The following is a 17,448-nucleotide window of genomic DNA, read 5'->3' on the forward strand; positions in this document are numbered from 1 at the left end:
TTTGTCGAAGGGTCACACGCGATCGATGATCTTTTCGCCGAACAGCCCCTGCGGCCGGAACAGCAGGAACAGGAGCGCGAGCACGTAGGCGAACCAGATCTCGATGCCGCCGCCCACCAGCGGCCCGAGGTAGACCTCCGACAGCTTCTCGCCGACGCCGATGATCAGCCCGCCGAGGATGGCGCCGGGCACCGAGGTCAGCCCGCCCAGGATGACGACCGGCAGCGCGCGCAGCGCCACCGTGGCCAGCGAGAACTGCACGCCCAGCTTGCTGCCCCAGATCATCCCGGCCACCAGCGCCACCACGCCCGCCACGCACCACACGATGACCCAGATGCGCGCCAGCGGGATGCCGATGGACTGCGCGGCCTGGTGGTCGTCGGCCACCGCCCGCAGCGCGCGGCCGGTGCCGGTCTTCTGGAAGAACAGCGACAGCAGCGCCACCAGCGCGGCGGCGATGGCGGCGGCGATCAGGTCCTCCTTGTTCAGCAGGATGCCGCCCTGGAACGCCGACTCGAAGGCGAAGATCGGCTCCTTCGGCATGCCGATGTCGATCTTGTAGATGTTGCTGCCGAAGATCGTCTGCCCGAGTCCGTCGATGAAGTAGGTGATGCCCAGCGTCGCCATCAGCAGCGTGGCGCCTTCCTGGTTGACCAGGTGCCGCAGCACCAGCCGCTCCACCAGCCAGGCCACCGCGAACATCAGGACGCCGGCCAGCGCGAAGGCCGCGAGGTTGGCGAACCAGCGGTTCTCGATGCCCGTCCACTGCGGCACCCACTCGGCGAAGCGCGCCATCGCCAGCGCGGCGAACAGCACCATCGCACCCTGCGCGAAGTTGAAGACGCCCGAGGCCTTGTAGATCAGCACGAAGCCCAGCGCGATCAGCGAATAGAGCATGCCGACCATCAGGCCGCCGAAGAGGGTTTCGAGAAAAAAGCCCATCAGTGTTCCGTCCCGAGGTAAGCCCGGATCACGTCCTCGTTGTTGCGCACTTCGAGGGGCGTGCCGTCGCCGATCTTCTTGCCGTAGTCGAGCACCACCACGCGGTCCGAGATGTCCATCACCACGCCCATGTCGTGCTCGATCAGCACGATGGTGGTGCCGAACTCGTCGTTCACGTCGAGGATGAAGCGGCTCATGTCCTGCTTCTCCTCCACGTTCATGCCGGCCATGGGCTCGTCCAGCAGCAACACCTGCGGCTCCATCGCCAGGGCGCGGCCCAGGTCCACGCGCTTCTGCAGGCCGTAGGGCAGGCGGCCCACCGGCGTCTTGCGGTGCGGCTGGATCTCGAGGAAGTCGATGATCCGCTCGACGGATTCGCGCTGCGCGATTTCCTCGCGCTCCGCCGGGCCCCAGCGCAGCGCCTGTGCGAGCAGGCCGCTCTTCATCTTGAGGTTGCGCCCGGTCATGATGTTGTCGAGCACGCTCATGCCCTTGAACAGCGCCAGGTTCTGGAAGGTGCGTGCCACGCCCATCTCGGCCACCTGGCGCGAGTTCATGTGCCGGAAATGCTGCCCGCGGAAGGTGATCGAGCCCTGCTGCGGCTGGTAGACGCCGTTGATGCAGTTGAGCATCGAACTCTTGCCCGCCCCGTTGGGGCCGATGATGGCGCGCACCTCGTGCTCGCGCACGTCGAAGCTGATGTCGGTCAGCGCCTTCACGCCGCCGAAGGACAGGCTGATGTTCTGCACGTCCAGGATCACCTCGCCCGGGGATTTGCGCGCGCCGCCACCGCCCGCCGTTCCTGCCGAGCCGGTCGAAGCACGGTCCGGGAGCACGGCTTCGACAAGCTCGGCCCGAACGGTTGCAGTGGGTAGAGCTGTCGCCATCATGCCGCCACCTTCATTTGCGCGAAGCGCTTGGCTTCGACGATCTTCAGCGTGGCGTTGACCACGCCCGTGCGCCCGTCCTCGAACTTGACCTGCGTCTCGATGTACTGCTCGGTCTTGCCGCCGTAGAGCGCATCGACCAGCACGCGGTACTTCTCCGCGATGAAGCCGCGCCGCACCTTGCGGGTGCGGGTGAGCTCGTCGTCGTCGGGGTCCAGCTCCTTGTGCAGCACCAGGAAGCGGGCGATCTGGGTGTCGGCCATGCCCTCCTCGGCGGCCAGGTCGGCATTGACCTTCTCCACGCATTCGGCGACGAGTTGCAGCACCTCGGGCTTGCCGGCCAGGTCGACATAGCCGCCGTAGGGCAGGCCGCGGCGCTCGGCCCAGTTGCCCACGGCCTCGAAGTCGATGTTGATCGCCGCGCAGACCTGCTCGCGACCGTTGCCGAAGCACACGGCTTCCTTGATCTGCGGAAAGAACTTGAGCTTGTTCTCGATGTAGTTGGGCGCGAACATCGCGCCGTTCGAGAGCTTGCCCACGTCCTTGGCGCGGTCGATGATGCGCAGGTGGCCTTCGGCGTCGATCACGCCCGCATCGCCGGTGTGGAAGTAGCCCTCGGCATCGAGCACCTCGGCCGTCGCATCGGGCCGCTTGTAGTACCCCTGGAGCACCGAGACGCCGCGCACCAGCACTTCGCCGTCCGGCGCGATGCGCAGCTCGATGCCGGGCGCCGCGCTGCCCACGGTCTGCAGCTTCACCTTGCCGTCCTGCTGCAGGCACACATAGGCGCAGGTCTCGGTCTGGCCGTAGAACTGCTTGAGGTTGACGCCGATCGATCGGTAGAAGCGAAACAGGTCGGGCCCGATCGCCGCGCCCGCGGTGTAGGCCACGCGGATGCGGCTCATCCCCAGCACGTTGCGCAGCGGCCCGTAGACCAGCAGGTCGCCCAGGCCGTAGAGCAGCCGATCGCCCAGGCCCACCTTCGCCCCGTTCAGGATGTCGGCGCCCACGCGCTGCGCCAGCGCCATGAATTTCGCGTAGAGCCAGCGCTTGGGCGCCGCCGCGTCCTCCATGCGGATCGACACGGCCGTCAGCAGCCCCTCGAAAGTGCGCGGCGGGCCGAAGTAGTAGCTGGGCCCGATCTCGCGCATGTCGTTCATCACCGTGGCCGAGGACTCCGGGCAGTTCAGCGTGAAGCCGCCCACCAGCCATTGCGCCACCGAGAACAGGTGGTCGCCGACCCAGGCCATCGGCAGGTAGCTCATGATGTTGTCGGCGGGGCCGAGCCGGTCGGTCTCGACGCCGCCGCGGCCCGCCGCGATAAAGCTGGCGTGCGTCTGGCACACGCCCTTGGGCCGGCCCGTGGTGCCCGAGGTGTAGAGGATCACGGCGACATCGCCGGGCTCGACGCCGTTCAGGCTTTGCTCGAAGAAAGTCGGCTGCGCGCCGTCGAAGGCGCGGCCCAGCGCGCGCAGGGCTTCGTAGCCGAGCAGGCCGGGCTGCTCGTAGTGGCGCAGTCCCCGGGGGTCGTCGTAGACGATGTGGCGCAGGCCTGCCTTGCCCTGGGCCGCCAACAGCTCGCGGCATTCCAGCAGCTTGTCGACCTGCTCCTGGTCCTCGGCAATCACGAAGTCGATGGCCGCGTCTTCCAGCATGAAGACCATCTCGCCCGCCACCGCGTCCTGGTACAGCGGCACCGGCACGCCGCGCAGGCTCTGCGCCGCCACCACCGCCATGTACAGGTGCGGCCGGTTGGCGCCGACGATCGCCAGGTTGTCGCCCGGCTTGAAGCCCAGGCTGGCGAGCCCGCAGGCGAGCTCGCGCACCTCGCGGGCGACGGCCGACCAGCTCCAGGTCTGCCAGATGCCGAGGTCCTTCTCGCGCACGGCCGGCGCGTCGGGCTGGCGCTGCGCGTGGGCCAGCAGCAGGCGGGGAAAGGTATTGGCGTTGATTTGCACGATGGGCGGACTTTAGAACCGCGCTTGTCGCCAGCTTGTCGTTTCAACGACAATCCTAGGGACAGTACTCCCCGGAGTTTCCCGATGAGTCACGGCAATTCCACCGGCACTTCTTCCTTGCGCGAGCGCGTGCGGTCCGCCACCGCCGAGGAGTTGCAGAACATTCCCTGGCTTCACACGCTCACGCCCGCCGAACGCCGCCGCGCGGAGACCGCGGTGGTGGTGGGCGACGCCGAACCCGGCGAGCTGGTGTGCCGCATCGGCCGCTCGCCCACCTTCTGGTTCGGCGTGGTCGAGGGCCTCTTGAAGATGAGCAACGACAACGCCGACGGCACCTCCATGACCTACAGCGGCCTGCCGCCGGGCGGCTGGTTCGGCGAGGGCACGGCGCTCAAGCGCGAGCCCTACCGCTACAACATCCAGGCGCTGCGGCGCAGCGTGGTGGCGGGCCTGCCGGTGGATGATTTCCACTGGCTGCTCGACCACTCGATCGGCTTCAACCGCTTTGTGATGAACCAGCTCAACGAGCGCCTCGGCCAGTTCATCGCCGCGCGCGAGGCCGACCGGCTCAACGATCCCGATGCGCGCGTCGCGCGCAACCTGGCGGCGCTCTTCAACCCGGTGCTTTTCCCCGGCGTGGGCGAACTGCTGCGCATCACGCAGCAGGAGCTGGCCTACCTGATCGGCCTCTCGCGCCAGCGCGTCAACGAGGCGCTGCGCACCTTGCAGGCCGCGGGTGCGATCCGCGTCGAGTACGGCGGGCTGCGCGTGCTCGACCTCGCGGCCTTGCGTGCGGGCGGAGTGGCGGGCAGGGGGTGATGAGGCGATCACGCCTCGGGTGCCCTTTCCGGCAGGGGAATGCCCGGGTCGCGGACGATCGCACGGCGCACCAGCTTGTCGAGGGCGTAGGGGCGCAGGTAAGCGGCCGTCTCCTCGACCGGGCAATGCAGCCAGTCGTCGATCCAGGCCTCGCGCAGGAACACCACGCGGCGCTGCGAGGGCTGCTCCACCGCCGGCAGCGTCAGCAGCGCGAAGCTCTCGACGCACTCGCCGTCGGGGGCGCGCCAGCCGTTCCACAGGCCGGCCATCGCCAGCGGCTGGCCGTCGTTGCGGGTGACGCGCACCACCGTGTCCTGGCTGTCGCCGCGGCGGTACAGCGCATCGGCCAGCACCACGCAGCGGTGGCCGCGCTTCCAGGGCTGGTAGAAGTTGCGTTCGCTCGCGGCCGTTTCGCCCCTGGCCTCGAAGGTGTGGGGGTAGTCGCGCTCCTTGGCGAACAGCGGGATCAGGCCCCAGCGGCCCTCCGCCGCCTCGAAGCGCGCGGTGAGGGCGCTGCCCTCGCGGTCGCCCCGCGGCCGTCGGATGAAGACGCCCTGCCCACCCGGCCTGACCACCGAGGGCTGCGCGGGACTGGCCAGGCCGAAGCTCTCGGCAAAATGCGCGTCGCTTGCAGGCTCGTACTGGATGGGCATCGGCTGAATGTAAGAAGCGGCCTCGCGCTTCGTCAATCCGCCGATAGCATGCGAGCCACACGGCATATCCGCCGCCAATGACGCATTTCACGAGAACCGCCATGAATTCACACGCACTCACCATCATCACCGGTGCCTCGCGCGGCCTGGGCCGCGCCATGGCCGAGCAACTGCTGGCCCGGCCCGGACAGCGCCTGCTGTGCATCTCGCGGCAGGCCGACGAGCAACTCGCCGCGCGCGCACGCGAAGCAGGCGCCGAACTCGAACAATGGCAGCAGGACCTGGCGGACCCGGTGCAGGCGGCGGCGCGGCTCGCGGAATGGCTGCAGGGCCTGGATGGGCAGGCCTTCGACAGCGTCGCTCTGATCAACAACGCCGGCGTTGTCGGCCGCGTCAGGCCGCTGTCGCAGGCGGTGGCGGCCGAGCTGTCGCAGGCGCTGCGCGTCGGGCTGGAGGCGCCGCTGCTGCTGACCTCCGCCTTCCTCGGCGCCACCCGTGGCTGGCGCGGCGAACGCAAGGTGCTCAACATTTCCTCGGGCCTGGGCCGCAACGCCATGGCCAGCCAGGCGCCGTACTGCGCGGCCAAGGCGGGTATGGATCATTTCTCGCGTGCGGTGGCGCTGGAGGAGGAAGCGCTGGGCAGCGGCGCGAAGATCGTCTCGCTCGCGCCCGGCGTGATCGACACCGACATGCAGGTGCAGCTGCGCGGGGCGGAGGCCGAGATGTTCCCTGACCGCGCGCGTTTCGAGCGGCTCAAGGCCCAGGGCCAGCTTTGGTCGCCCGACGAGGCGGCGGCGAAGGTGCTGGCATATCTGGAGCGTGCGGACTTCGGCAGCAAGCCGGTGGCCGACGTCCGCGACGCGTAAAACTCGGAGCCCTAAGGGCCGGGCCGCCGGTGTTGCCCCCCCCGTGAAGGAGTGGGCGGCTACACGAAGTGAGCCAACCTGCGGGAGAGCCTATTCAATCGTTGCGCCCGACGCCTTCACGATGTCGCGCCACTTCAGGTAGTCGGTCTTCAGCAGCGTGCCGAACTGCTCCGGCGTCATGCCTTGCGGCTCGGCGCCCTGGGCGATGATCGCGGCCTTCATCTCCGGCGTGGCCAGCAGCTTGTTCACCTCGGCGTTCAACGTGGCGACGACCTCCTTCGGCGTTCCAGCGGGCGCGAAGAGACCGTACCAGGTGCTGACGTCGAAGTCCTTGTAGCCCAGTTCGGCCACGGTGGGCACTTCGGGCACCGAGCTGCTGCGCTTGGCCGAGGTCACGGCGAGGGCACGCAGCTTGCCCGACTTGATCTGCCCCATCGCCGAGGGCAGCGAGGACACCATCAGGTCCACGTTGCCGGCCAGCACGTCCATCATGGCCGGGTTGGAGCCCTTGTAGGGCACGTGGCGCATCTTGATGTTGGCCGCGCTCTTGAAGATCTCGCCGGCCAGGTGGATGGTGGTGCCGTTGCCGGGCGAGCCGTAGGTGATGGTGTCGGGCGCGGCGCGGGCGGCATCGACCACGTCCTTCAGCGTCTTGAACTTCGACTAGGTGCGCGTGACGATCACCACCGGCGTGTAGGCCACGTGGGCCACCGCCGCGAGGTCTTTGGTCGGCTCGTAGCTGAGGTTCTTGTAGAGCCAGGGCGCGACGACCATGTTGTCCTTCTGGCCCATCACGATGTCGTAGCCGGTGGGCGCGGCGCGCACCGCTTCCGCGATGCCGATGGTGCCGCCGGCGCCGGCGCGGTTGTCGGGCACCACCGTCCACTTGCTGACCTCGGTCAGCCTGGTGGCCACCAGCCGCGACAGGATGTCGGTGCCGCCCCCAGGTGGGAAGGGCACGATGAGGCGCACGGGCTTGGCGGGATAGGGCTGGGCCTGCACGGCGGCGAAGGCCAGTGCGAGGACGGCGGAGGTCAGCAGCTTGCGGATCATGGGGTGTCTCTTCGTTCAGGCGCAGCCTGAAGGCTGCGCACGGGCCGGCAGTGTGCCGGATCGGGGGCGACGAAGGGTACGCGATTCGAGATGCCGCCCTTGCCCAAGGGCGATGGAAGGGTGCGTCTGTCGGCGGCGCGCCTGCGCCTCAGTGCACAGTCCGTGCCCCGCCGCTGCCTCGCGCATCGTTGCGCCGCTGCAGCGCCGCAATGCCGGCCATCATGGCCGCGCCGTAGGTGGGCATCGGCCCCGCGGCGGCGTCGATGGGGCGGCAGTCGTTGCCGTCCTGCTTCTGCAGCACCCAGTAGAAGTGGCCGGCAATCGGTTCGTCCACGATGAGTGCGATGGCTTCCGTTTCCATGTGATTCCTCGTCGTTCAGTCCATGCGCCGGTTGTACGCAGGCTCGGCACGAACGGCTAGCGAGGAATTCACAAAGCGGCACGCCCTGCGCCACAAAGGGGCGGCGAGTGTGCAAATGCGCACGGCGCGGGTGTCGTTTTTACGCCTTCTTTACGGCCGGCCGCCGACTCTGTTCCCCATCTTTACGTGCCTCTCGCGAGACTGCCTGCACGTGCTTCGCATGCAGGAGTTGAAAGATGGATCTCGTTTGGATCGCCGCCCTCGCGGTGTTCTGGGTCGTCATGGCGCAGGCGGTCATCGGCCTCGGCAAGCTCGACGCGCCCAAGGGAGAGGCTCCATGATCGGCCTCGATGTGCTCTATGGGTTCGCCGGCCTGCTGGCCGTGATCCTCTTCGCCTACCTGGTGTTCGCGCTCATCTGCGCCGAGGAATTCTGATGAATCAAGCTCTCCCCCAGGTCGGCTCACTTCGTGTAGCCGCCCACCCCCTCACCGGGGGCAACACCAGCGGCCCGGCCCTTCGCCGGGCTCAGGACAGGCCAAGGCCGGTTCCGCGGTGTTCGCTGGCGAAGGCATTCCACTGCGGAGGCCACTTCCGTGAATAGCGCTGCCTGGACCCTTCTTGGTTTGTTCCTCGTGGTGCTGGGCCTGCTCGCCTGGCCGCTGGGCCGCTGGCTCGCGGCGTTGTGCGAAGGCCGGCTGCCCAGCTGGATGCAGCGCGCCGAAGCGCCGCTCTACAAGCTCGCCGGCGTGGACGCCGAGCGCGCCATGCAATGGCATGGCTATGCGCTCTCGCTGCTGGCCTTCAATGCCGTCGGCGCCTTCGCCGTCTACGGCCTGCAGCGCTTGCAGCACCTGTTGCCGCTGAACCCGGTCGGCATCGGCGCGGTGCCGCCCGACTCGGCCTTCAACACCGCGGTGAGCTTCGTCTCCAACACCAACTGGCAAGGCTATGCCGGCGAGTCGACCATGAGCTATCTCACGCAGATGCTCGGGCTCACGGTGCAGAACTTCTTTTCCGCCGCCACCGGCATCGCGGTCGCCTTCGCGCTGGCGCGCGGCTTCGCGGCGCGCAACACGGACGGCAAGGGCTTCGTGGGCAACTTCTGGGTCGACGTGACCCGCATCACCGCCTGGCTGCTGCTGCCGATCGCGTTCGTGATCGCCATGGTGTTCGCGGGCCAGGGCGTGATCCAGAACTTCGACACCTACAAGACGGTGACCACGCTGGAAGCCACGGCCTACCAGAACCCCAAGCTCGACGCCGCCGGTCAGCCGCTGAAGGATACGGCCGGCAACGCGGTGACCGAGGACGCGAGCACCACCACCCAGACCCTGGCCATGGGCCCGGTCGCCTCGCAGGAGGCGATCAAGATGCTGGGCACCAACGGCGGCGGCTTCTTCAACGCCAACTCGGCGCACCCTTTCGAGAACCCGACGGCGCTCGCGAACTTCGTGCAGATGATCGCGATCTTCCTGATCCCGGCCGCGCTGTGCTTCGCCTTCGGCCGCGTGGTCGGCGACCCGCGCCAGGGCTGGGCCATCCTCGCGGCGATGACCGTGCTGTTCGTGCTGGCCGTGACCGCGGTGATCCCGGCCGAGCAGGCCGGCAATCCGCTCCTGCCGCCGCTCGGCGTCGACCAGGCGGCCAGCGCGCTGCAGGCCGGCGGCAACATGGAAGGCAAGGAAGTGCGCTTCGGCATCGACGCCTCCGCGCTCTTCGCGGCCGTCACCACCGCCGCCTCCTGCGGCGCGGTCATCGCCATGCACGACTCCTTCACGCCGCTGGGCGGGCTGGTGCCGCTGGTGCTGATGCAGCTCGGCGAAGTGGTGTTCGGCGGCGTCGGCACGGGTCTGTACGGCATGCTGATCTTCGCGGTGCTGGCGGTGTTCATCGCCGGCCTGATGATCGGCCGCACACCCGAGTACCTCGGCAAGAAGATCGAGATCCGCGAGATGAAGCTGAGCTCGATCGTGATCCTGGTCACGCCGATACTCGTGCTGGCCGGCACGGGCGTGGCCGTCATCGCCGACCCCGGCAAGGCGGGCGTCGGAAACCCGGGCGCCCATGGCTTTTCCGAGATCCTCTATGCCTTCGCCTCGGCCGGCAACAACAACGGCAGCGCCTTCGCCGGCCTCTCGGCCAACACGCCCTTCTACAACGCGATGCTGGCGGTGGCGATGTGGTTCGGCCGCTTCGGCGTGATCGTGCCGGTGCTCGCCATCGCGGGCTCGCTGGCCGCCAAGAAGCGCCTGCCGGTCACGGCCGGCACCATGCCCACGCACGGCCCGCTTTTCGTCACGCTGCTCATCGGCACCGTACTGCTGGTGGGCCTTCTCAACTACGTTCCGGCGCTGGCCCTGGGCCCGGTCGTCGAACACCTGATGCTGTGGAAGCCTTGACGAGATGCAGATGAGATCGTCCCTTCCCCTCTTCGACGCCTCCCTGGTACGCCCCGCGCTATGGGCCGCCGTCGCCAAGCTGGACCCGCGCGTCCAGTGGCGCAACCCGGTGATGTTCATCGTCTACATCGGCAGCATCCTCACGACGCTGCTGTGGGTGCATGCGCTGAGCTTCCCGGGCGACACCGGCATGGCGCCGGCCTTCGTACTGGCGATCTCGATCTGGCTGTGGTTCACCGTGCTTTTCGCCAACTTCGCCGAGGCGCTGGCCGAAGGCCGCAGCAAGGCGCAGGCCGCCTCGCTGCGCGGTCTGCGCAAGGACACCTGGGCCAAGAAATTGGTCGAGCCGTGTCACGGCGGCAAGTGGCTGCCTTTGCAGGCACCCGAGCTGCGCCGCGGCGACGTGGTGCTGGTCGAGGCCCATGACGTGATCCCGCTGGACGGTGAGGTGATCGAGGGCGTCGCCTCGGTCGACGAAAGCGCCATCACCGGCGAATCGGCGCCGGTGGTGCGCGAGTCCGGCGGCGACTTCTCGGCCGTGACCGGCGGGACGCGCGTGCTGTCCGACTGGCTGGTGGTGCGCATCACGGTCAACCCGGGCGAGTCCTTCCTCGACCGCATGATCGGCATGGTCGAGGCTGCCAAGCGCCAGAAGACGCCGAACGAGATCGCGCTCACCATCCTGCTGGTGGCGCTGACGCTGGTGTTCCTGATGGTCACCGTCACGCTGCTGCCGTACTCCATCTTCAGCGTGGGCGCGATGAACGCGGGCACGGTGGTGCCGCTGACGGCGCTGGTGGCGCTCCTGGTGTGCCTGATCCCGACCACCATCGGCGGCCTGCTGTCGGCCGTGGGCGTGGCCGGCATGAGCCGCATGATGCAGTCCAACGTGATCGCGACCTCGGGCCGGGCGGTGGAGGCGGCGGGCGACGTCGATGTGCTGCTGCTCGACAAGACCGGCACCATCACGGTCGGCAACCGCCAGGCCAGCGCCTTCCTGCCGGCGTCCGGCGTGGTGCAGCAGCGGCTGGCACGCGCCGCGCTGCTGGCTTCGCTGGCGGACGAGACGCCCGAGGGCCGCAGCATCGTCGAGCTGGCGCGCCGCGGCGGTGTCGACGAGGCAGCGGCCGAGAGCACGCGATTCGTGCCCTTCACCGCGCAGACCCGCATGAGCGGCGTGGACCTGCCGCCCGCACCCGACCGCCTCGACGCAGACCACGTTCCGCTGCGCAAGGGCGCGGTCGACGCCGTGCGCCGCCATGTGGAAGCGCTCGGCGGGTCGATGCCGCCCGAGGTCCTGCGCGCCGCCGACGAGGTTGCACGCCGCGGCAGCACGCCGCTGGCGGTGGCCGAGGGCCACCGGGTGCTGGGCATCGTCGAGCTCAAGGACATCGTCAAGACCGACATCCGCGAGCGCTTCGCCGAACTGCGCCGCATGGGCATCCGCACCGTGATGGTCACGGGCGACAACAAGCTCACGGCCGCCGCCATCGCGGCCGAGGCCGGTGTCGACGACTTCCTGGCCGAGGCAACGCCCGAGGACAAGCTGGCGCTGATCCGCGAGTACCAGTCCGAAGGCCGCCTGGTCGCGATGACGGGCGACGGCACCAACGACGCGCCCGCGTTGGCCCAGGCCGACGTGGCGGTGGCCATGGGCACGGGCACGCAGGCTGCCAAGGAGGCCGGCAACATGGTCGACCTCGACTCCAACCCGACCAAGCTGCTGGAGGTGGTGGAGACCGGCAAGGCGCTCCTGATGACGCGCGGCTCGCTCACCACCTTCTCGATTGCCAACGACGTGGCGAAGTACTTCGCCATCATCCCGGCGATCTTCGTCTCGACCTATCCGCAGCTCTCGGCGATCAATGTGATGCGGCTGGCCAGCCCGTCGTCGGCCATCCTGTCGGCGGTGATCTTCAACGCGCTGGTCATCGTGTTCCTGATTCCTCTCGCGTTGAAGGGCGTGCGTTACCGGCCGGTGGGCGCCGCCGCGCTGCTGCGCCGCAACTTGGCGATCTACGGCCTGGGGGGCCTGGTCGTTCCCTTCATCGGCATCAAGCTCATCGACTGGCTGCTGGTTGCCATCCACCTGGTCTGAGGAAGCCATCTCCATGTTCAAGTTTCTTCGCCCCACCCTCGTGATCTTCGTGCTGCTGAGCGCGCTGACCGGGCTTGTCTACCCGCTGGCCGTGACCGGTGCCGCCCAGGCGCTGTTTCCGGCGCAGGCCGAGGGCAGCCTGGTGCTGCGCGGCGGCAAGCCCGTGGGCTCCTCGCTGATCGGCCAGAACTTCAGCGATCCGGCGCACTTCTGGGGCCGTCCCTCGGCCACCGCGCCCATGCCCTACAACGCGGGGGCTTCCAGCGGCTCCAACCAGGGGCCGCTGAACCCAGCGCTCGCCGAGGCGGTCAAGCGCCGCGTCGAGGCACTGCGCGCGGCCGATCCCGGCAACGCGCAGCCGGTGCCGGTGGACCTGGTCACGGCTTCGGCCAGCGGGCTCGACCCGCACATCAGCCCGGCCGGGGCGCGCTACCAGGCGGCGCGCGTGGCGCGGCTGCACAAGCTGCCGCCCGATCTCGTCGGAAAGCTGATCGAGGATCACACCGAGCGGCCGCTGCTCGGCCTGCTCGGCGAGCCGCGCGTGAACGTGCTCGCGCTCAACCTGGCGATCGACGCAGCACGCTGAGCCGGCCCGTGACCGATGCCTGGCTTCATGCCCTCTGCGCGCTGGCGGCCTTGTTCATTCCGCTGGGCTTTGCGTGGTTCATGGTGTCGCGCGCCGCGCGCCGGAGCCGTCGAAGGAAGAGGCCGATGCGATAACCTGATGCGTTGGCCTGCCCCATGAACGACGCCGCCCGCCCGGACCCCGACGCCCTGCTGGCCGAGCTGCGCGCGCAGGAAGCGCAGGCGCAGCGCGGCAAGCTGCGCATCTACTTCGGCGCGAGCGCGGGCGTCGGCAAGACCTGGGCGATGCTGAGCGCCGCGCAGCGCGAGCGCGCGAGTGGGCGTGACGTCGCGATCGGGGTCGTAGAGACGCATGGCCGCAGCGAGACCGCGGCGCTGCTGGCCGGTCTGGAGCTGCTGCCGGTGCGCGAGGTGCCCTACCGCGGCCGCATGCTGGCCGAGTTCGATCTCGACGGTGCGCTGGCGCGCAAGCCCGCGGTGCTGCTGGTCGACGAGCTCGCACATTCCAACGCACCCGGCTCGCGCCACGCCAAGCGCTGGCAGGACGTGCAGGAGCTGCTGGCAGCCGGCATCGAGGTCTGGTCCGCGCTCAATGTCCAGCACCTCGAAAGCCTCAACGGCACCGTGGGCGCGATCACCGGCGTGCGGGTACACGAGACCGTGCCCGACACGGTGCTCGACGAAGCCGACGAGGTGGTGCTGGTCGACGTCACGCCCGACGAGCTCACCGCGCGGCTTGCGGCCGGCAAGGTCTATCTGCCCCAGCAAGCCGAGCGCGCGGCGCAGAACTTCTTCCGCAAGGGCAACCTCATCGCGCTGCGCGAGATCGCGCTGCGGCGCACCGCCGAGCACGTGGAGGACGACGTGCGCGGCTGGCGCATCGAGCAGTCCGGGCGCGGCGGCGAGGCGGGTCCGCCGGCCTGGAACACCTCCGGCGCGATCCTCGCCTGCGTGGGCCCGCACGAGGGCGCGGGCCAGACGGTGCGCACCGCGGCGCGGCTGGCGGGCCAGCTCAACGTGCGCTGGCATGCGGCCTACGTCGAGACGCCGCGCCTGCAACGGCTGGAGGCAGCGCAGCGCGACCGCATCCTGGCGGTGCTCCAGCTCGCCGAAGCGCTGGGCGCCGAGACCGCGGTGCTGACCGGCCAGAACGTGGCCGAGGCGCTCGCGGCCCAGGCCCGGCGCCTGAACTGCGCCACGCTGGTGGTCGGACGGCCGGAGCCGGCGCAGGGCTGGCGAAGGGCGTGGCCGCGGCGCGTGCTGGCGCGCGAGCTGGCGCGCCATGCGCCGGGCATCGACATCGTCGAGGCGGCGCGCGCCGACAGCTCGCGCCGCCTGGCCGCGCCGCGGCCGGGCCGGCGCGGCGCCTCCGACGTGGAGGACAGCGACCGCCCGCACGCGCGCTGGCCCGGCTACGCCTGGGCCGCCGCCAGCAGCGTCGCCGTCACGCTGCTGGCCACGCCGCTGGCGGGCAGGCTGGAGCTCGCGAACATCGTGATGCTGTTTCTGCTCGGCGTGGTCGGCGTGGCGATGCGATTCGGCCGCGGGCCGGCTGCCTTCGCGGCGCTGCTCAACGTCGCGGCCTTCGACTTCTTCTTCGTCTCGCCGCGCCTGTCCTTCGCGGTCAGCGACGTGCAGTACCTGCTGACCTTCGTGGTCATGTTGGGCGTGGGCCTGCTGGTCGGTCAGCTCACCGCGGGCCTGCGCTTCGCGGCCGGCGTCTCGACCAGCCGCGAGCGGCGCGCGCAGTCGCTGTTCGAGCTCACGCGCGAGCTGTCGGCCGCACTCGAGACCTCGCAGGTGGTGCAACTGGGCGCGGACGCGGTGCAGGGCCATTTCGGCGGGCGCGCGATGGTGCTGGTGACCGATGCGAACGATCGCCTGGTGGTCCCCGCCGAGCCGCCACCCGGCTTCGATCCGAGCGTTGCCGACTGGACCCTCCGCCAGGGCCAGCCCGCCGGCCTGGCCACCGCCACGCTGTCGGCTCAACCCTGGCACTACGTGCCGCTGAAAGCGCCGATGCGCGTGCGCGGCGTGCTCGCGCTGGAGCCGGCACAGCCGCGCTGGCTGATGATCCCGGAGCAGGCGCAGCAACTCGACACGCTGGCGCGGCAGATCGCGATCGCGCTTGAGCGGGTGCACTACGTCGACGTCGCCCAGCAGGCCGTGGTCGAAATGGAGTCGGAGCGCCTGCGCAACGCCTTGCTGGGCGCGATCTCCCACGACGTGCGCACGCCGCTGACGGCGCTGATCGCGCTGGCCGAGTCGCTGCAGGCGCCGCACGGCGCCGGCGAGGTGGACCGCCCGGCCGTGGCACGCGCCATCGTCGTGCAGGCGCACCAGCTGCACGCGCTGGTCAACAACCTGCTGGACATGGCGCGGCTCGAAAGCGGCATCGCCCGCGGTGCGGTCCAGCTGCGGCGCGAATGGCAGTCGGTCGAGGAGGTGGTGGGCGCGGCGATCCGCGCGGCGCGGCCCGCGCTCGGCGAGATGGAGGTGCGAACCGAGCTGCCGCCCGACCTGCCGCTGGTCGAGTTCGATGCGGTGCTGATCGAGCGCGTGCTGGTCAACCTGCTGGAAAACGCCGGCAAATACGGTGCGGCGCCGGTCGTGGTCAGCGCGCGCACCACCGAGCGTTCGTTGCTGCTCGGCGTGCGCGACCACGGGCCCGGGCTGCCGCCGGCGCTCAAGGGCCGCGAGCAGACCCTGTTCGACAAGTTCACGCGCGGCCAGGCCGAGTCGGCCACGCCCGGCGTGGGCCTGGGGCTGGCGATCTGCAGGGCGGTGGTCAGCGCGCACGGCGGCGAGATCACCGCGGCCAATGCGGTGGAGGGCGGGGCCGAGTTCACGGTGACGCTGCCGCGGCGCGAGGCTCCGTCGGCCGAGGAGACGGTGTGAAAATCCGGGCCCCCTCCCGATTCCCCGAGCCATGCCCAGCCCCACCGCCATCGTGATCGAAGACGAGCCCCAGATCCGGCGCTTCGTGCGCGGTGCGCTGGAGGCCGAGGGCTGGCTGGTGCACGAGGCCGGGACGCTGCGCGACGGGCTGGCGGCGGCCGGCACGCGGCAGCCCGATCTGCTGGTGCTGGACCTGGGCCTGCCCGACGGCGATGGCGTGGCGCTGATCCGCGACGTGCGCGGCTGGTCGGGCGTGCCGATCATCGTGCTCTCGGCACGCACCGACGAGGCCGACAAGATCGCCGCGCTCGACGCCGGCGCCGACGACTACCTCACAAAGCCCTTCGGCACCGGCGAGCTGCTGGCCCGCGTGCGCGCCAACCTGCGCCGGCCGCGCACGGCCAATGGGGGCGAGGAGGCCGAGCCGGTATTCCGCTTCGGCGAAATCGAGGTCGATCGCACGGCCCGCCTGGTACGGCGCGCCGGCACCGAGGTACACCTCACGCCCACCGAGTACCGGCTGCTCTCGGTGCTGGTCGCCAATGCCGGTCGCGTGCTCACGCAGCGCCAGCTGCTGCGCGAGGTGTGGGGCCCCTCGCATGCCGGCCAGAGCCATTACCTGCGCATCTACATGGGCCACCTGCGGCAGAAGCTGGAATCCGATCCGGCGCAGCCGCGGCACTTGCTGACGGAGACCGCCGTCGGCTACCGGCTGGTACCCTGAGGGCCTCGCTCACTCTGCGGTCGTCGGGCTGATGATGGCGCGCACCCGCGCCACGCTGTCGGCCGGGAAGCCGCCTCGCTTCGCATGTTCGCGGATCATCTCGTCGTTGGGCGCGACGTAGACGCAGTAGAGCTTGTCGTCGGTGACGAAGCTCTCGACCCAGTTGATCTCGGGCCCGAGTTCGTGCAGGACGCCGTTGGATTTGATGGACAGGGCCTTGAGGTCGCGCTCCGACAGCTTGCCGGCGCCCGGGAGCGTGCGTTCGATGACATAGCGGGGCATGGTGTGTCTCCGGTGAGGGTAGCCAAACGGTTTTCCAGTATGGCCGCTCGCGTGTCGAATTGCGATGTGCCATCCGGCCTGCGGGTCGGCAGCGGCTCTGTCGAATGGCGGACAATGGCGCGCCGCCTCGCCAGCCTCCGCCCCATGCCCGACAGCCCCGAACCGACCCGACTCAACAAGCGCATGGCCGAGCTCGGCCTGTGCTCGCGCCGCGAGGCCGACGACTGGATTGCGCACGGCTGGGTCAAGGTCAACGGGCGGGTCGCGGAAATGGGTCTCAAGGTCGGCCCTGCCGACCGCATCGAGGTCGATCGCAAGGCGCAGAACCAGCAGCAGCAACAGGTCACCATCCTGCTGCACAAGCCCATGGGCTATGTCAGCGGGCAGGCGGAGGACGGCCACGAGCCCGCCGTGGTGCTGATCAACCCGCGCACGCACTGGCGCGAAGACCCGAGCCGCCTGCGCTTCTCGCCGCCCCAGCTGCGCGGCCTGGCGCCGGCCGGACGGCTGGACATCGACTCGGTGGGCCTCTTGGTCCTCACGCAGGACGGCCGCGTCGCCCGGCAGCTGATCGGCGAGGACTCGGGCATGGAGAAGGAATACCTGGTGCGCGTGAGCTACGGCGAGGTGGCGCAGAACCCGCAAGCCACCTTCCCGCGCGAGCAGCTGCAGCGCCTGCGCCATGGGTTGAGCCTGGACGGCCAGCCGCTCAAGCCGGCGCTGGTCGACTGGCAGAACCCCGAGCAGCTGCGCTTCGTGCTGACCGAGGGCAAGAAGCGGCAGATCCGCCGCATGTGCGAGCTGGTCGGGCTCAAGGTGGTGGGTTTGAAGCGCATCCGCATCGGGCGCGTGGTGCTGGGGCATCTGCCGATCGGGCAGTGGCGTTATCTCGGTCCGCACGAGCGCTTCTGAGGAAGCCTG

At 69.7% G+C, this 17,448-nt stretch carries 15 protein-coding genes and 1 pseudogene; 9 read left to right on the forward strand and 7 right to left on the reverse strand.

The features are described 5' to 3' along the window. Nucleotides 1–12: 12 nt before the first annotated feature. From AC3A6Y_RS06855 to AC3A6Y_RS06865, 3 genes are read right to left on the reverse strand one after another with little or no spacing between them, the layout of a single operon-like run. Nucleotides 13–942: a branched-chain amino acid ABC transporter permease gene (locus AC3A6Y_RS06855; RefSeq protein WP_487867442.1), complete on the reverse strand. Its 930-nt coding sequence runs from the start codon at nt 940–942 to the stop codon at nt 13–15. Next, nucleotides 942–1,829: an ABC transporter ATP-binding protein gene (locus tag AC3A6Y_RS06860; protein ID WP_487867443.1), complete on the reverse strand. Its 888-nt coding sequence runs from the start codon at nt 1,827–1,829 to the stop codon at nt 942–944. The genes AC3A6Y_RS06855 and AC3A6Y_RS06860 overlap by 1 nt, the downstream gene beginning before the upstream one ends. Next, nucleotides 1,829–3,787, reverse strand: a complete 1,959-nt coding sequence (locus tag AC3A6Y_RS06865; RefSeq protein WP_487867444.1) for an AMP-dependent synthetase/ligase — start codon at nt 3,785–3,787, stop codon at nt 1,829–1,831. Before AC3A6Y_RS06865 ends, AC3A6Y_RS06860 begins: the two co-directional genes overlap by 1 nt. Before the next feature lie 84 nt (nt 3,788–3,871). Between AC3A6Y_RS06865 and AC3A6Y_RS06870 the strand changes: the two genes are divergently transcribed. After that, nucleotides 3,872–4,606: a Crp/Fnr family transcriptional regulator gene (locus tag AC3A6Y_RS06870; protein WP_487867445.1), complete on the forward strand. Its 735-nt coding sequence runs from the start codon at nt 3,872–3,874 to the stop codon at nt 4,604–4,606. Nucleotides 4,607–4,614: 8 nt separating this feature from the next. On the opposite strand, the gene AC3A6Y_RS06875 is transcribed toward AC3A6Y_RS06870, so the two are convergent. Beyond that, nucleotides 4,615–5,259: an SOS response-associated peptidase family protein gene (locus AC3A6Y_RS06875; RefSeq protein ID WP_487867446.1), complete on the reverse strand. Its 645-nt coding sequence runs from the start codon at nt 5,257–5,259 to the stop codon at nt 4,615–4,617. 101 nt (nt 5,260–5,360) lie between these two features. Here AC3A6Y_RS06875 and AC3A6Y_RS06880 point away from each other — a divergent pair, with 101 nt between their 5' ends. Continuing rightward, on the forward strand, nt 5,361–6,125 hold the full coding sequence (locus tag AC3A6Y_RS06880; protein ID WP_487867447.1) for an SDR family NAD(P)-dependent oxidoreductase: 765 nt from the start codon (nt 5,361–5,363) through the stop codon (nt 6,123–6,125). A gap of 90 nt (nt 6,126–6,215) precedes the next feature. Here the strand turns inward: AC3A6Y_RS06880 and AC3A6Y_RS06885 are convergent. Next, nucleotides 6,216–7,178 (reverse strand): annotated as a pseudogene (locus AC3A6Y_RS06885) (Bug family tripartite tricarboxylate transporter substrate binding protein). 148 nt (nt 7,179–7,326) lie between these two features. Then, nucleotides 7,327–7,539, reverse strand: a complete 213-nt coding sequence (locus AC3A6Y_RS06890; protein WP_487867448.1) for a hypothetical protein — start codon at nt 7,537–7,539, stop codon at nt 7,327–7,329. A gap of 337 nt (nt 7,540–7,876) precedes the next feature. On the opposite strand from AC3A6Y_RS06890, the gene kdpF reads away from it, so the two are divergent. The 6 genes from kdpF (at nt 7,877) to kdpE (ending at nt 16,245) form a co-directional block, all read left to right on the forward strand. After that, the gene (kdpF, locus tag AC3A6Y_RS06895; RefSeq protein WP_076999652.1) at nt 7,877–7,975 is read left to right on the forward strand and encodes a K(+)-transporting ATPase subunit F; all 99 of its coding nucleotides are present in this window, start codon (nt 7,877–7,879) and stop codon (nt 7,973–7,975) included. Between the two features lie 159 nt (nt 7,976–8,134). Next, entirely contained in the window at nt 8,135–9,940 is a 1,806-nt protein-coding gene (kdpA, locus tag AC3A6Y_RS06900; protein WP_487867449.1) for a potassium-transporting ATPase subunit KdpA, read from the forward strand. 10 nt (nt 9,941–9,950) lie between these two features. Further along, nucleotides 9,951–12,038 carry a potassium-transporting ATPase subunit KdpB gene (gene kdpB / locus AC3A6Y_RS06905; RefSeq protein ID WP_487867450.1) on the forward strand — a complete coding sequence of 696 codons (2,088 nt, stop codon included), beginning with the start codon at nt 9,951–9,953 and terminating at the stop codon, nt 12,036–12,038. A 13-nt stretch (nt 12,039–12,051) separates the two neighbouring features. Further along, entirely contained in the window at nt 12,052–12,624 is a 573-nt protein-coding gene (kdpC, locus tag AC3A6Y_RS06910; protein ID WP_487867451.1) for a potassium-transporting ATPase subunit KdpC, read from the forward strand. Between the two features lie 155 nt (nt 12,625–12,779). Further along, nucleotides 12,780–15,521, forward strand: coding sequence for a DUF4118 domain-containing protein (locus tag AC3A6Y_RS06915; protein ID WP_487867452.1), 2,742 nt, complete (start codon nt 12,780–12,782; stop codon nt 15,519–15,521). Between the two features lie 31 nt (nt 15,522–15,552). Further along, on the forward strand, nt 15,553–16,245 hold the full coding sequence (gene kdpE / locus AC3A6Y_RS06920; protein ID WP_487867453.1) for a two-component system response regulator KdpE: 693 nt from the start codon (nt 15,553–15,555) through the stop codon (nt 16,243–16,245). A 9-nt stretch (nt 16,246–16,254) separates the two neighbouring features. Here kdpE and AC3A6Y_RS06925 read toward each other — a convergent pair whose 3' ends face one another. Further along, nucleotides 16,255–16,527: a DUF4242 domain-containing protein gene (locus tag AC3A6Y_RS06925; protein WP_309966700.1), complete on the reverse strand. Its 273-nt coding sequence runs from the start codon at nt 16,525–16,527 to the stop codon at nt 16,255–16,257. Between the two features lie 144 nt (nt 16,528–16,671). Here AC3A6Y_RS06925 and AC3A6Y_RS06930 point away from each other — a divergent pair, with 144 nt between their 5' ends. Beyond that, nucleotides 16,672–17,439: a pseudouridine synthase gene (locus tag AC3A6Y_RS06930; RefSeq protein ID WP_487867454.1), complete on the forward strand. Its 768-nt coding sequence runs from the start codon at nt 16,672–16,674 to the stop codon at nt 17,437–17,439. Nucleotides 17,440–17,448: the final 9 nt, after the last annotated feature.

The sequence above is a fragment of the Variovorax sp. Soil_C_17 genome, assembly GCF_057657265.1.

Bases quoted from the DNA above. Each gene is read 5' to 3' on its own strand.
- AC3A6Y_RS06855 (WP_487867442.1), bottom strand. From the start codon at position 942: ATGGGCTTTTTTCTCGAAACCCTCTTCGGCGGCCTGATGGTCGGCATG.
- AC3A6Y_RS06860 (WP_487867443.1), bottom strand. From the start codon at position 1,829: ATGGCGACAGCTCTACCCACTGCAACCGTTCGGGCCGAGCTTGTCGAA.
- AC3A6Y_RS06870 (WP_487867445.1), top strand. From the start codon at position 3,872: ATGAGTCACGGCAATTCCACCGGCACTTCTTCCTTGCGCGAGCGCGTG.
- AC3A6Y_RS06875 (WP_487867446.1), bottom strand. From the start codon at position 5,259: ATGCCCATCCAGTACGAGCCTGCAAGCGACGCGCATTTTGCCGAGAGC.
- AC3A6Y_RS06880 (WP_487867447.1), top strand. From the start codon at position 5,361: ATGAATTCACACGCACTCACCATCATCACCGGTGCCTCGCGCGGCCTG.
- AC3A6Y_RS06890 (WP_487867448.1), bottom strand. From the start codon at position 7,539: ATGGAAACGGAAGCCATCGCACTCATCGTGGACGAACCGATTGCCGGC.
- kdpF (WP_076999652.1), top strand. From the start codon at position 7,877: ATGATCGGCCTCGATGTGCTCTATGGGTTCGCCGGCCTGCTGGCCGTG.
- kdpB (WP_487867450.1), top strand. From the start codon at position 9,951: ATGAGATCGTCCCTTCCCCTCTTCGACGCCTCCCTGGTACGCCCCGCG.
- kdpC (WP_487867451.1), top strand. From the start codon at position 12,052: ATGTTCAAGTTTCTTCGCCCCACCCTCGTGATCTTCGTGCTGCTGAGC.
- AC3A6Y_RS06915 (WP_487867452.1), top strand. From the start codon at position 12,780: ATGAACGACGCCGCCCGCCCGGACCCCGACGCCCTGCTGGCCGAGCTG.
- kdpE (WP_487867453.1), top strand. From the start codon at position 15,553: ATGCCCAGCCCCACCGCCATCGTGATCGAAGACGAGCCCCAGATCCGG.
- AC3A6Y_RS06925 (WP_309966700.1), bottom strand. From the start codon at position 16,527: ATGCCCCGCTATGTCATCGAACGCACGCTCCCGGGCGCCGGCAAGCTG.
- AC3A6Y_RS06930 (WP_487867454.1), top strand. From the start codon at position 16,672: ATGCCCGACAGCCCCGAACCGACCCGACTCAACAAGCGCATGGCCGAG.